At 72.2% G+C, this 13283-nt stretch carries 10 protein-coding genes; 3 read left to right on the forward strand and 7 right to left on the reverse strand.

The features are described from left to right. Positions 1–29: 29 nt before the first annotated feature. A complete protein-coding gene (locus tag ACPYN5_RS00845; RefSeq protein ID WP_424447097.1) occupies positions 30–2897 on the forward strand; it encodes a rhamnogalacturonan lyase in 2868 nt (955 codons plus the stop codon). 191 nt (positions 2898–3088) lie between these two features. Here the strand turns inward: ACPYN5_RS00845 and ACPYN5_RS00850 are convergent, their stop codons facing one another. After that, the gene (locus tag ACPYN5_RS00850; RefSeq protein WP_424447098.1) at positions 3089–4426 is read right to left on the reverse strand and encodes an MFS transporter; all 1338 of its coding nucleotides are present in this window, start codon (positions 4424–4426) and stop codon (positions 3089–3091) included. A gap of 8 nt (positions 4427–4434) precedes the next feature. After that, positions 4435–4896: a MarR family winged helix-turn-helix transcriptional regulator gene (locus ACPYN5_RS00855; RefSeq protein WP_424447099.1), complete on the reverse strand. Its 462-nt coding sequence runs from the start codon at positions 4894–4896 to the stop codon at positions 4435–4437. 84 nt (positions 4897–4980) lie between these two features. Here ACPYN5_RS00855 and ACPYN5_RS00860 point away from each other — a divergent pair, with 84 nt between their 5' ends. Beyond that, positions 4981–5826: an alpha/beta fold hydrolase gene (locus ACPYN5_RS00860; protein ID WP_424447100.1), complete on the forward strand. Its 846-nt coding sequence runs from the start codon at positions 4981–4983 to the stop codon at positions 5824–5826. Between the two features lie 82 nt (positions 5827–5908). On the opposite strand, the gene ACPYN5_RS00865 is transcribed toward ACPYN5_RS00860, so the two are convergent. Next, positions 5909–7237: an FtsX-like permease family protein gene (locus ACPYN5_RS00865; RefSeq protein ID WP_424447101.1), complete on the reverse strand. Its 1329-nt coding sequence runs from the start codon at positions 7235–7237 to the stop codon at positions 5909–5911. A 193-nt stretch (positions 7238–7430) separates the two neighbouring features. Beyond that, positions 7431–8183: an ABC transporter ATP-binding protein gene (locus ACPYN5_RS00870; RefSeq protein ID WP_424447102.1), complete on the reverse strand. Its 753-nt coding sequence runs from the start codon at positions 8181–8183 to the stop codon at positions 7431–7433. Positions 8184–8317: 134 nt separating this feature from the next. Between ACPYN5_RS00870 and lplAB the strand changes: the two genes are divergently transcribed. Beyond that, positions 8318–9367: a lipoate-protein ligase LplAB gene (lplAB, locus tag ACPYN5_RS00875; protein ID WP_424447103.1), complete on the forward strand. Its 1050-nt coding sequence runs from the start codon at positions 8318–8320 to the stop codon at positions 9365–9367. Between the two features lie 37 nt (positions 9368–9404). Here the strand turns inward: lplAB and ACPYN5_RS00880 are convergent, their stop codons facing one another. From ACPYN5_RS00880 to galT, 3 genes are read right to left on the reverse strand one after another with little or no spacing between them, the layout of a single operon-like run. Further along, positions 9405–10883, reverse strand: a complete 1479-nt coding sequence (locus ACPYN5_RS00880; RefSeq protein WP_424447104.1) for a carboxylesterase/lipase family protein — start codon at positions 10881–10883, stop codon at positions 9405–9407. Between the two features lie 52 nt (positions 10884–10935). Next, on the reverse strand, positions 10936–12126 hold the full coding sequence (galK, locus tag ACPYN5_RS00885) for a galactokinase (protein WP_424447105.1): 1191 nt from the start codon (positions 12124–12126) through the stop codon (positions 10936–10938). Then, the gene (gene galT / locus ACPYN5_RS00890) at positions 12123–13283 is read right to left on the reverse strand and encodes a galactose-1-phosphate uridylyltransferase (RefSeq protein ID WP_424447665.1); all 1161 of its coding nucleotides are present in this window, start codon (positions 13281–13283) and stop codon (positions 12123–12125) included. The genes galK and galT overlap by 4 nt, the downstream gene beginning before the upstream one ends.

A 13283-nucleotide genomic window follows, 5' to 3' on the forward strand; every position in this document is an offset into this window, starting at 1 on the left:
GGAAAGCGTATTCCGATGGGATCGATTCGATGAAGAACAGACTCCGCTCGACACTGCTCGCCGGCCTGACGGTGGGGACCCTCGCCGCCGCAGGATTCGTCGCCCTCCCGGCCGCAGGTGCCGAGCCGCCCGGGGCCGCGGCGGCGGCGGTGCCCCGGCTCGAGAGCCTCGACCGCGGTCTCGTGGCGGTCGCGACGAACGAGGGGGTCTTCCTCAGCTGGCGGTTGCTCGCCGGTGAGGCCAGCGGGGCGGGGGAGACCGGCCTGACCGGCGCGGACTTCGTCGTCTACCGCGACGACGAGCCCATCGCCACCGTCACCGACAGCACGAACTTCCGCGACGACGCCGGCACCGCGGCATCCGTCTACCGCGTCGCCGCCGTGACGGCGGGAATCGAGGCGCCCGCCAGCGAACCCGCGGTCGCGATGGGCGACGGCTTCCTCGACATCGACTTGCAGCGCCCGGACGACGGGGTGACGCCGGCGGGTGAGGCGTACACCTACGCGGCGAACGACGTCTCGGTCGGCGACGTCGACGGAGACGGGCAGTACGAGTTCGTCGTGAAGTGGGACCCCTCGAACGCCAAGGACGTCTCGCAGGTCGGCTACACCGGTGGCGTCTACATCGACACCTACAGCCTCGAGGGGCAGCTGCTGAACCGACTCGATCTCGGGCCGAACATCCGCGCGGGCGCGCACTACACGCAGTTCCTCGTGTACGACTTCGACGGCGACGGTCGCTCGGAGACGATGCTCAAGACCGCGCCCGGCACGAAGTCGATCACCTACGCCGACGACGGGTCGGTGGCGTCGGAGCAGTTCATCACGATGCCGGAGGACGATGTCGCCGCAGGCTACGCCCACTCCGACGACTACCGGATGAGCGCCGAGGACTACGCAGACCACCTCGTGGAGATGTTCCGCGGATGGTCGACCCGCGACGAGGTCGTGTCGGGCCAGTGGCCCGCGACGCTCGAAGAGGCGTTCGGCACCGAGCAGCGCTACGACTACCCGCTGTCCGAGACGGACGCCCGCGCGCTCGTCGACCACTTCATCGACGTCTACGCGCCGAGCCGCAGCGCCCGCAACGCGCTGCGAAACTTCGAGGGCTTCATCCTCGACGGTCCCGAGTACCTCACCGTCTTCGACGGCGAGAGCGGAGCCGAGCTGCAGACCGTGCGCTACGAGCCGGGTCGCGGCGACGACGGCCTGCTGTGGGGCGACTACGCGATGGCGCGCATCGAGCCGGGCAACCGCGTCGACCGGTTCCTCGCCGGCGTCGCCTACCTCGACGGCGAGCGTCCGTCGGCGGTCTTCGCGCGCGGCTACTACACCCGTACGACCGTCGCGACCTACGACTGGGACGGCCAGAACCTCGAGAAGCGCTGGTTCGTCGACAGCGGGCACGCCCCGATGACCAACCCGTTCAATGACGGGCCGCACGGTGTCGACGGCAGCGATCCGGTGTACGGCTCGATCACGACGCAGGGCTTCCACAGCATGTCGGCCGCGGACGTCGACGGCGACGGCCGTCACGAGATCGTCTACGGCTCGGCGACGCTCGACGACGACGGCGCCCTGCTCTACAGCTCGTCCGCCGAGATGCCCGCGGGGTCGGCGACACCGGGTGAGACGGCACGCCTCGGTCACGGCGACGCGATGCACGTCACCGACATCGACCCGGCCCGCCCCGGCCTGGAGGTCTTCACCGTCCACGAGGGCGGCGCATACGCGCCGTACGGTTCAGCGCTTCGGGATGCCGCGACCGGCGAGGTCGTGTTCGGCGCCTATTCGGGCCGCGACACCGGGCGCGGGATGATCGGCGACGTGCGCCCCGACGTCGCCGGAACCGAGGTGTGGTCGAGCATGCCCGGAGGGACGGACGCTTCCGGCCTCCTCACCGCCCAGGGAGATGTGCTCTCGACGGCGACGCCCGGCACGAACGCGTCGATCCGTTGGGCCGGCGACCTCACGACGCAGCTCGTCAACGGGAGCGGCGCCGTGACGCCCACGATCGACGACTGGACGCGGGGCACCGTGCTGACGGCATCCGGGACGCTCACCAACAACGGCACGAAGGGCAACCCCGGCCTCGTCGCCGACGTGCTGGGCGACTGGCGCGAGGAGCTCGTCGTCCGCACCGCCGACTCCGCCGCGCTGCGCGTCTACGTCTCGACCGAGCTGACCGGGCACAAGCTCTACACGCTCATGCACGATCCGCAGTACCGCGCCGAGGTCGCCCGCCAGCAGACGGCCTACAACCAGCCGAGCTACACCGGCTTCCACCTCGCATCCGGGATGGACTTCGCCGGCGTGCCGCTGCGGCCGGCGCCCGCTCCGCTCGCGGCACCCGGCATCGGGGTCGACTCGGCCGGGGTCAACGTCAGCTGGAAGGCGACGGATGCCGGCGCCGCGGTGACCGGCTACATCGTCACGCTGCGCTCGGCGGCAGGCGAGGCGCTCGAGCAGCGGGTCGGTGCCGAGGTGCGCACCGCGCGATTCGCCGGCGTGCCGCAGGGCCAGTGGACGGCCGTCGTCTCGGCCGAAGGCCAGTACGGCACCGGGGCCGAGTCGCGACCGTCGGCGATCGCCGCGGTGCGCGCCGGGCAACCGGTGCCGCTTCGGGTCAGCGCGCGTTCGCAGTGCGTGAACGGGGCGGTGCACGTCGCCGTCCACGCCGCCAACCAGGCGGATGCGCCCGCCGATGTGCGGTTGGCCGCGGTCGGCGGCGAGCACGCTCAGCGGAAGGTCGCCGCGGGCGACGCGGCGTACAAGCTCTTCGACTCGGGCCGCGACTCGCTCGTGCCGGGGACGGCGAAGGTCACCGCGTACCAGTGGCTGGACGGCGTGGGCTACCACGCGACCTACGACGTGCCCTACCTCGCGCGCATGTGCTGACGCCGACCCGCTCGGACGCGAGGCTCCGCTACATCTGCAGGGCCGGAGTGACGGGTGGGGTCGATGAGGCGGTGCGAACGCTCACCAGCCCCACCCGTCCGGCGGATGTATCAGGTGCCAGTGGGCGCGCCTTCGAGCAGGGCGTCAGCGGGTGCGGCCCGGGCAATGGCCGTGGTGCCGGCTGGACCCTGTCAGCGCCGGGGGCGGTCGGCGGCCGGGGCGTCGGGCAGCGGGATCGCGGTCGTGCCGGCGACCTCGTCGCTGAACTCCTCGGGGGCGATGACCGAGATCGGGCGCGTCTCGTCGAGCGAGAGGGCGAACCGGCGCGAACTCGAGCGGTGCACACGCCCCGACACGAGCATCCAGGTGGCACCCACGCCGAACGCGACGAGGGCCGCGATGGCGCCGAGGCCGATGGCCGCACGCGGGCCGAACTCGTCGGCGACCCAGCCGACGATGGGTGCGCCGATGGGGGTGCCGCCCATGAGGATCGCCATGTAGAGCGCCAGCACCCGGCCCCGCAGCGCCGGGTCGGTCGTGGTCTGCACGTAGCCGTTCGCCGTCGTCAGGGTCGTCACGACCGCGAATCCGGTGAACATCAGCGTGAGCGCGTACAGCCAGTACGTCGGCATGAACGCCGACACGGCGGCGGCGACGGCGAACAGTCCGGCGCCGAAGATGACGACGCGGATGCGGGCGCGGTCGCGCCGTGCCGCCAGGAGCGCGCCGGCGAGCGAACCGATGGCGAGGATCGAGCTGAGCAGGCCGTAGCCGTCGGCGTCGCGCCCGAACTCGATCGCCATGGTCGACGCGAAGATCGGGAAGTTCATCCCGAACGCGCCGAGGAGGAACACCATGGCGAAGGCCACCATGAGGTCGGGGCGTCCGCGGACGTACCGGAAGCCGTCGGCGAGGCGCGCGGCGCCGGCTGTCGTCGCGCGGGGGATGAGCTCGCCCGGGCGGATGAGGAAGAGCGCGACGATCATCGCGAGGAAGGTCGCCGCGTTGATGAAGAACACCCAGCCGGTGCCGACGGCGACGATCACGATTCCCGCGACGGCCGGACCGATCATGCGGGCCCCGTTGAAGGATGCCGCATTGAGCGCGACCGCGTTGGCGGCGATCTCGCGAGCGACGATGTCGGAGACGAACGCCTGACGAGCCGGGTTGTCGAAGGCCGAGATCAGGCCGAGGCCGAACGCGAAGGCGTACATCAGCGGCAGGGTCATCACGCCGGTGAGCAGCAGCGTGCCGATGATGAGGCCGACGACCAGCAGCGCGCTCTGAGTGACCACCAGCAGGCGGCGACGGTCGAAGCGGTCGGCGACCCATCCGGTGACGCCGACGAGCAGGAGAGGCGGCGCGAACTGCAGGGCCATCGTGACGCCCATCGCGCCGGCGTCGTTGTCGGTGAGGCCCGTCAGGACCACCCAGCTGAGGGCTGTCGCCTGCATCCAGGCGCCGACGTTCGACACCAGGGCGCCGAAGAACCACACCCGGTAGTTGAACACCGAGAAGGAGCGGAACATCGCGGAGCTCATCGGTCGGCCACCGCCCGCATGATGACGGCCGCGGCCGCGAGGGTCTCGCGCTCGGCCGGTCCGAGGTCTTCCAGGGCGTGCTCGAGCCACGAGTCGCGGCGACGCGTCGTCTCGACGACGACGGTGCGCCCGTCGTCGGTCAACGCGATGTTCACTTTGCGGCGGTCGTCGCCGTCGGGGGTGCGCGTGAGGTACCCGAGTTCTTCGAGGTGGTTGACCGTGCGGTTCATCGACGGCGCAGAGACGCGCTCGCGGTCGGCGAGCTCGCCGAGGGTGTGCGGTCCGTGCACGTGGAGGTTGGCGAGCACGGCGAACTGCCCGTCGCTCATCGAGTCGACGGCGCGCTGGGCTCGCAGGCGCCGGGCGAGGCGGAAGGTCGCCATACGCAGGTCGGTCGCTTCGTGCGCGAGATCGATGGCGGGCGGTGTGGGTGCGGAGGTGGGGGGAGAGGAGCTCATCGGTGATCCTTAGCCTAGCTCATTAGTCTTGCTAAGGGTCGGGTCGGTCCGGAATGCGACCGCCGAAAACGTAGAATCGCGGGCATGCCCGAGTTCACCGACGCGCACGGGGTCGCGATCGTCTACGACATCCATCCCGCGCAGGGTGAGCAGCGAGGCGTCGTGCAGCTACTCCACGGCGTGGGCGAGCACGCCGGGCGCTACGCCGAGCTCGCCGGAGTGCTCGCGTCCGCCGGGTTCACGGTGTACGCCGACGACCACCGCGGCCACGGCCGCACCGGCCTCCGGCAGCACGGTGACCCGAAGAAGCTCGGCAGACTCGGTCGCGGCGGACTGTTCGCCGCCCGCGATGCGTGCGCCGAGCTGACGCGGGTCATCGAGCGCGAGCATCCGGCTGCGCCGATCGTGCTGCTCGGTCACTCGTGGGGGTCGTTCCTCGCGCAGATGCTGTTCGACGATCGGCCCGAGGCATACGCGGGGCTCGTGCTGTCGGGGTCGGCGCTGCGCTGGCCCGGATCACTCAACTCCGGCGATCTCAACGGCCCGTGGAAGGTGCCGGGCGCGACCGGGGTCGAGTGGTTGAGCACCGATGCCGACGTGCAGCGCGCCTTCATCGACGACCCCCTGACCACCACGACGCCGCTGCCCCGCCTGTTCGGTCCGCTCGAGACGCTCAAGCTCATCGGCCGGCCGCGCCGGGGCCTCGGTGCGGACGTCCCGGTGCTGTTGATGGTCGGGCGGGATGACACCGTGGGCGGTCCGCGGAGCGTGCACCGTCTCGCCGACGCCTACCGCGTCCGGTCGGGCCTGACGGATGTGACAACGCTCGTCTACCCCGGCGCCCGCCACGAGATCTTCAACGAGGCGGTACGCGCTGACGTGCACGCCGACCTGCTCGCCTGGCTCGACGGCCGCTTCCCGCCGCGCTGACAGCGGGGGACCGGATGCCGGTGAGCGGATGCTGGCAGGCGGGCGCCGGGGAGCGGATGCCGGGAAGTCGGGGATGCCGGTGTCAGGCAGCCGCACCGCGGCGGATCGCGGTGACCAGCGGACGGGATGCGAGCAGCGCGAGCGCCACCGCCCCGAAGCCCGCGGTCAGGGTCGCGGCGACGACCGCGAGGGTCAGGGGCGCCACGACCACGCTGATGCCCACGACGGGGAAGGCCAGCACGATGCCGACGACCGCGCCGCCGGCAGCCGCCCAGCGCAGGGGCAGCATGACGGTGATGCGACGGGCGCGCGCGAGCTCCGCAGGCTCCATGCCGAGGCGGTCCAGGCCCACGATCAGCTCGCGGTCATCGAGCACCGAGGCCGCCTGACTGACGCCCACGGACGCGGCGAGGAGAAGGAATCCGGCGGCGAGGGTGACGAGCACCCCGGTGCGGATGTCGGCGAACAGGGTCATGCCGGGCTCGTCCCCGGCGAGATCGGTGAGGGCTATGCCGCTGCCGCCGACGACCGCGATGAACGAGATCATCGCGATGCTCGACACGCGTCGCCACGCGGTGGCGGCATGGGCCGCCAGTTCCCGACCCGCGATCAGCTGGGCGGCTGTCCGGGCGCGACCCGCCATCGAACGGCCGCGGGCGGCGACGATGGGCGTTCCGATGAGGTTGACCAGCGCGAGCGCTCCCGCGAAGAGGGCCAGCAGCAGCGCGATCGCGGCGGCCGGTGCGAGCAGCGTCGACACGCTGCTGAACTGGGCGACGACGGTGCCGACGGCGAGGATGCCGAAGCCCGAGATCACGAGGGTGCGGGTACGTCGCGGCGGCGCCTCCGTGCGACGACGTACGCCGAGCGGCGTCAGCCGTACGCGGCGCAGGCTCGCGGCGGCGCTCACCGTCGCGATGAGCCCCACGGCGACGACGACGCCGAGCACGGTGGGCCAGCCGGCCCAGACCGCCGCCGCACCCACGGGGCCGCCGAAGAAGGGCAGCAGGCCCACCAGCGGCAGCGCGAGGCCGTACGCGCCGGCGCCGACGACGGCTCCGGCGACGGCGACGACGGATGCTTCTCCGACGGCCATCGCGGCGACCTCGGCGTTGGTGGCGCCGAGCAGGCGCAGCGTCGACAGGCGGTCGTTCCGGCGACGGCTCGACAGGCGGGCGGCCGCCGCGCCGAGCGTCGCCGTGGGCACCGCCAGGAGAGCGAGGGCGAGCACGCTGAGCACGCTGTAGAGGAAGGCCGACTCGCCCGTTCGCGGATCTGTCAGGAACATCCTCGTGCCGCCGGCGACGATCAGCATGAGCGTCGTCGTCACGGCGAAGGCGGTCAGCGGCAGGACGAGAGCGGCCGCCCCCTGCCCGGCCGGACGGGACAGCAGAACCGTGAGGGAGGCCACGCGGCGCAGGCCGCCGGGCGTCCGTTCGGCGGGTGCGAGTCGAGCCGGGGGCAACGGCACACCGCGGGGCGCTGAGCCCACCGCGCCGGCCCCGCTCACCGTGCCGGCCCCGCTCGCCGCGCTAGCCGTGCTCGCCGTGCCGGCCCCGTTCGCCGTGCCGGCCCCGTTCATCGCGCCGATCCCGTTCACCGGGTCACCTCGGCGGGGGCCCGGACGGACGTGCGGCGACCGGGGCCGCGTCGACGACGCGTCCGTCGCGCATCCGCAGGATGCGGTCGCAGCGGCGTGCGACCTCCGCGTCGTGCGTCACGACGACGAGGCTGCGACCCTGACCGGTCGTGGCGTGGAGCAGCGCGTCGAGCACCTCCGTCGAGGTCGACGAGTCGAGGGCTCCGGTCGGCTCGTCGGCGAAGACCACGGGGGCGCCGGTGACCTGTGCGCGGGCAATGGCGACGCGCTGCGCCTGCCCGCCCGACAGCTCGCCGATGCGGCGGTTCTCCATGCCGGCGAGGCCGAGCGCCCCGAGCCAGGCCGCGGCGTGAGCCTCGGCAGCGGCGCGGGCGGTCCCCACGAGCAGCAGCGGCAGGGCGGCGTTCTCGACGGCGGTGAGCTCGGGCAGGAGCAGGTGGTCCTGGAAGACGAACCCGAACCGGCTGCGACGCACCGCCGAGCGGGCGGCATCGGGCATCCCGACGAGCTCCTCGGCGGCAGTGACCGCGGTGCCGGGAGCCCCGGGGGCTGCCAGGAGCACAGAGCCGGCGTCGGGGGCGATGATGGCGGCGAGACAGTGGAGCAGCGTCGTCTTCCCCGACCCCGATGCGCCCATGATGGCGACGGCCTCGCCGGCGCGAACCGTCAGATCGACCCGGTCGAGTGCGGTGAGCGACCCGTAGCGCTTCACGAGGCCGCGGGCTTCGAGGACGGGGGCGGGATCGGTGGTGTTCATGTCCTCCACTTTCGTCACCGGCGGCGCCGGCGTCGTCCGTCGCGAGGTGTAACGGCATCCGTCTCGGGATCGATCTTCCGACCGACTGCGGGACGGGTCGAGCCGGTGGGGCCGCCCGGTCCTAGGCTGGACGCATGCACGGCGAATACAAGGTGCCCGGGGGAAAGCTGGTCGTGGTCGACCTCGAGGTGCGCGATGGGCGCATCGCCGATTTCCATCTGGCCGGCGACTTCTTCCTCGAGCCCGACGACGCGCTCGCCGACATCGACGCGGCCGTGACGGGATTGCCCGAGGAGTCGGATGTCGCGACGATCGCGGCCGCCGTCCGGTCGGCGCTTCCCGACGGCGCGCAGCTGCTGGGGTTCACCCCCGAATCGGTCGGCACCGCGGTTCGCCGCGCGATGATCACGGCGCCCGGGTGGCGCGAGTTCGATTGGGAGGTCGTGCACGACCGGGCGGTGTCGCCGAGCATGAACCTCGCGCTCGACGAGGTGCTCACCACGCGCGTCGGTGACGGGCGCCGCAACCCCACCCTGCGCATCTGGGAGTGGAACGAGTCGGCCGTTGTCATCGGGTCGTTCCAGTCGTATCGCAACGAGGTCGACCCCGAGGGAGCTGCGCGGCACGGCTTCGACGTCGTGCGCCGGATCTCCGGCGGCGGCGCGATGATGATGGCGGCGAACTCGATCGTGACGTATTCGCTGTATGTGCCGGCATCCCTCGTCGCGGGTCTGACCTTCGCCGACTCATACGCCTTCCTCGACGACTGGGTGCTCGAGGCGCTCCGCTCGCTCGGCATCGAGGCCACCTACCAGCCGCTCAACGACATCGCCTCACCCTCGGGCAAGATCGGCGGCGCCGCGCAGAAGCGTCTGGCGAACGGCGGAGTGCTGCATCACGCGACCCTGTCGTACGACATGGACGGCCAGGTGCTCACCGAGGTGTTGCGCATCGGTCGCGAGAAGCTCAGCGACAAGGGCACGGTCTCGGCCGCCAAGCGCGTCGATCCGCTCCGCAGTCAGACCGGTCTGCCGCGCGACGCGATCATCGAGCGGTTCATCGAGGTGTTCTCCCAGCGCTACGGCGCCGTGCCGGGGACGATCTCCGACGATGAGTACGCCGAGGCAGAAGCCCTCGTCGAGTCGAAGTTCGCCACGGAGGCCTGGCTGAAGCGCGTGCCGTGAGCCCGGCGCGGAGGCCCGCGGGTGTCGCCGGTCGGCGTCAGTCGACGAGCGCCCGCACCGACGCGTAGCCGTCCGCGACCACCGTCGGAACGGATGCGGCCGCGCCGAACATGCGCGTGGCGCGCTCGTCCGGAGTCCACCGCGGCCACCCCGGGTCGCCCGACCGCACGAGCGCCACGGCGGCTGCATGCATGGCATCGGCCAGCTCCTGAGGCGGATCGTCGCCGGCGAGCTTCGCGACCCCCGGGGCGTCGAGGCGATTCCACCAGAACGGCACGTCGAGGCAGTGCAGCGCCCAGCGCCTGGTCGGCGAGGGCCAGCTGAAGCGGTAGGTCCAGGTGGAAGCTCCGGCCCGGGCTTCTGCGACCCGCGGGACCGTGTCGCGGAAGACGCGGTCGGTGGCGTAACGACCGATGAACGCCGCTGTTCCGAGGCGTCGCTGCGCACGGTTGTCGCGGACGTACCGCCACCGCATCGCGTGGCCGACGCCCAGCACCGCCAGCGCGAGCACGGGCGGGACGAGCCGGAGCGTGCCCGCGAGAGCGTCGGTGACCATCGTGAACTCGTCGTCGGTCGCTCCGAGCACCACGGGCTTGTCGGCGCCGATGCCGGATGTCAGAGCGTCGAGGGTGGGCCGCGGGATGAGGTCGCCGTCCACGACCGGTCCCCACGTGAGGCCGTCCGCGAGTCGGGTGCGCACCGAGCCGACGATGCTGCCGTGCCGCTCGGACTCGAGGGCCTGCTGCGCCCGCAGCACGTCGAGCTCGTCGACGCCCGCGAACCCGTCGCGGGTCGGCGGCACGCCCAGACGGGCGGCGAGTCGCGTCGTCGTCGCCGCTGCGCGGGCGGGCGGCACGTTCGTCAGCGCGGCCGAGATGGCCAGCACGCGATGGAAGAGGGGTTGCGCCGACGGCATCCCGAGAAGGGTGAGCACCGCGCCGCCGCCGGCGGACTGCCCGGCGACGGTGACGTCGTCCGGGTCGCCGCCGAAGGCCGACACGTTCGACCGCACCCACTCGAGCGCTGCGATCCAGTCGCGGACAGCGCGGTTGGTCGGCGCTCCGGGGATGAGTCCGAAGCCGTCGAAGCCGAGCCGGTACGACACCGTCACCACGACGATGCCCGCGGACGCGAACGAACCGCCGTCGTACCACGGGCTCGCCGGCGACCCCTGAACGAAACCGCCGCCGTGGATGTACACGAGTACCGGCAGCCGCCGGGCTCGCGAATCGGCGGACGCGGCAGGGGTGAAGACGTTGACCGAGAGGGTGTCGTCGCCCGGGATGGACGGCTCGGGGATCAGTGTGTCGCCGTAGTCGCCGCGCTGCGGGGTCGGCCCGTACGCCGTGGCATCCCGCACGCCCTCCCATGTCTCGACCGGAACCGGCGCGCCGAACCGCCGCTCGCCGACCGGCGGTTTCGCGTAGGGGATGCCGAGGAAGGCGAGCGTGCCGTCGGGTCGGCGGAGGCCGCGGACTCCGCCGCTGGGGAGGGAGACGGAGACGGTCGCGGTCACAGTCCGAAGCTAGCGGACTCCGCCGTCGCCCGCGCGGGCTCGGCGGTCGCCGTCAGCTGTCGCGTCGCGCGCCCGCCGACGGGCTGACCGGGAAGATGGTCGGCGCGGTGTAGCCCGCGTCGGCGAAAGCCTTCTCGACGGCGTGCGCGACGGTGTCCACGTCGCCGGTCTCGACGAGCGCGATGGCGGCGCCGCCGAAACCGCCGCCGGTCATGCGTGCCCCGATCGCGCCGGCGGCGCGAGCCGTGTCGACGGCGAGGTCGAGTTCTGGCACCGAGATCTCGAAGTCGTCGCGCATGGACACGTGCGAGGCATCCAGGAGCGGTCCGATGGCCCGCGGGCCCCGCTCGCGGAGCGTCTGCACCGTGTCGAGCACCCGCTGGTTCTCGGTCACGATATGGCGCACGCGCCGGAAGGTGATGTCGTCGAGCACCTCTGCTGCGCGCTCGAGGTCGGCGACGGACAGGTCGCGCAGCATCGGCACGCCCATCAGCTCGGCGCCCTTCTCGCACGAGGCGCGGCGCTCGCCGTAGCCGCCGGTCGAATGGGCGTGCTTGACGTTGGTGTCCATCACCAGCAGGGTGAGGCCGGCGGGGGCGAAGCCGAGCTCGACCTCCTCGGTCTGCAGCGAGCGGCAGTCGAGGAAGGTGGCGGCATCCGGCTCGCCGAGCATCGAGGCCATCTGGTCCATGATGCCTGTAGGAGCGCCGACGGCCTCGTTCTCGGCTCGGCGCCCCACCTGCGCGAGCGCGACGCGGTCGAGCCCGAGGTCCCACAGCTCGTTCAGCGCCGACGCGGTGGAGCCTTCGATGGCGGCGGACGACGACAGTCCCGCCCCGACGGGGACGTCGGAGGCGAACGCGAGGTCGGCTCCGGTCAGCGTGGCCGGGTCGGCCCCGGACGCCTGGATGAGTGCCCACGCGACGCCGAGCGGGTAGGCCGACCACTCGGGGACGGCGTGCTCGCCGTCCACCGTCGGGAAGAGAGCGTCGAGGTCGGCGATCGCGACCTCGACCGGCACGGCGTCGAAGGTCGAGATGACGCGGAGGCGCCCGTCGCTGCGGGTCGCGGCAGCAACGTAAGTGCGGTGGGGCGTCGCGAAGGGGAAGACGAAACCGTCGTTGTAGTCGGTGTGCTCGCCGATGAGGTTGACGCGTCCGGGCGCCGACCACTCGCCTGCGGGGGTCGCGCCGAGGGAGGTCAGCAGCTCGCGCGCTTCGGTGCGCGGGTCGTTCTCGGTCACAGGGTCACTCCTTCTACGGCCTCGCGGATGCGGACGGCCGCGGTCTCGGGCGGGATGTCGCCGATCCACGCGCCCATGGCGGCTTCGGACCCGGCGAGGAACTTGAGCTTGTCGGCGGCGCGCCGGGGACTGGTCAGCTGCAGGTGCAGGCGCGCGGAGTCGCGGGCGTGGCGCACCGGCGCCTGGTGCCAGGCGGCGATGTACGGAGTCGGCGTCTCGTAGAGGGCGTCGATACCGCGGAGCAGTCGCAGGTACAGCGGCGCCAGCTCGTCACGTTCGGCCTCGTTCGTCTCGGCGAAGTCGGCGACATGACGGTGGGGGAGCAGATGCACCTCGATCGGCCAGCGCGCCGCGAAGGGTACGAACGCCGTCCAGTGCTCACCGCGCAGAACGACGCGCGGTCCCGCCTGTTCGAACTCGAGGATGCGCTGGAACAGGTCGGGTGCGGTGCGGTCGATCGAGTCGAGCAGACGCGTCGTACGGGGAGTGATGTACGGGTAGGCGTAGATCTGCCCGTGCGGGTGGGGCAGGGTGACCCCGATCGCCTCACCACGGTTCTCGAACGGGAACACCTGCTCGATGCCGGGCAGCGCCGACAGCGCGGCGGTGCGGTCGGCCCAGGCCTCGATGACGGTGCGGGCGCGCGTGACGGTCTGCGTGCCGAACGAGCCGGCGTGCTCGGGCGAGAAGCAGACGACCTCGGTGCGTCCGACGCTGGTGCGCGTGCGTCCCAGCCCGAGGTGCGCGAGGTCGTCGATGCCGCGGGGCGGATCGGACGCCGCGGGCACTCCGTCGAATGACTCGGTCAGGGCGGGACCGAACGACGGCGACTTGTTCTCGAAGACCGCGACGTCGTAGCGCGACGGGATCTCGGAGGGGTTGGTCGGGGTCTGGGGGGCGAGCGGGTCGAGCTCCGCGGGCGGAAGGAAGGCGCGGTTCTGACGCGAGGCCGCGATCGAGATCCAGTCGCCGGTCAGGACGTCCTGGCGCATGGTCGCCGTCTCGGGACGCGGGTCGAGCGTGCGGGCATCGACCCCACGCTCCGGGCCGAGCGTCGTGCCGGGGTCGTCGTAGTAGATGAGCTCGCGGCCGTCGTCGAGCCGCGTCGAGCGCTTGACGACACCCGCACCGAGCGACACCGCGGTGGGACTGATCAT

Source organism: Microbacterium arborescens (assembly GCF_049707515.1).
GTDB lineage: Bacteria > Actinomycetota > Actinomycetes > Actinomycetales > Microbacteriaceae > Microbacterium > Microbacterium arborescens_B.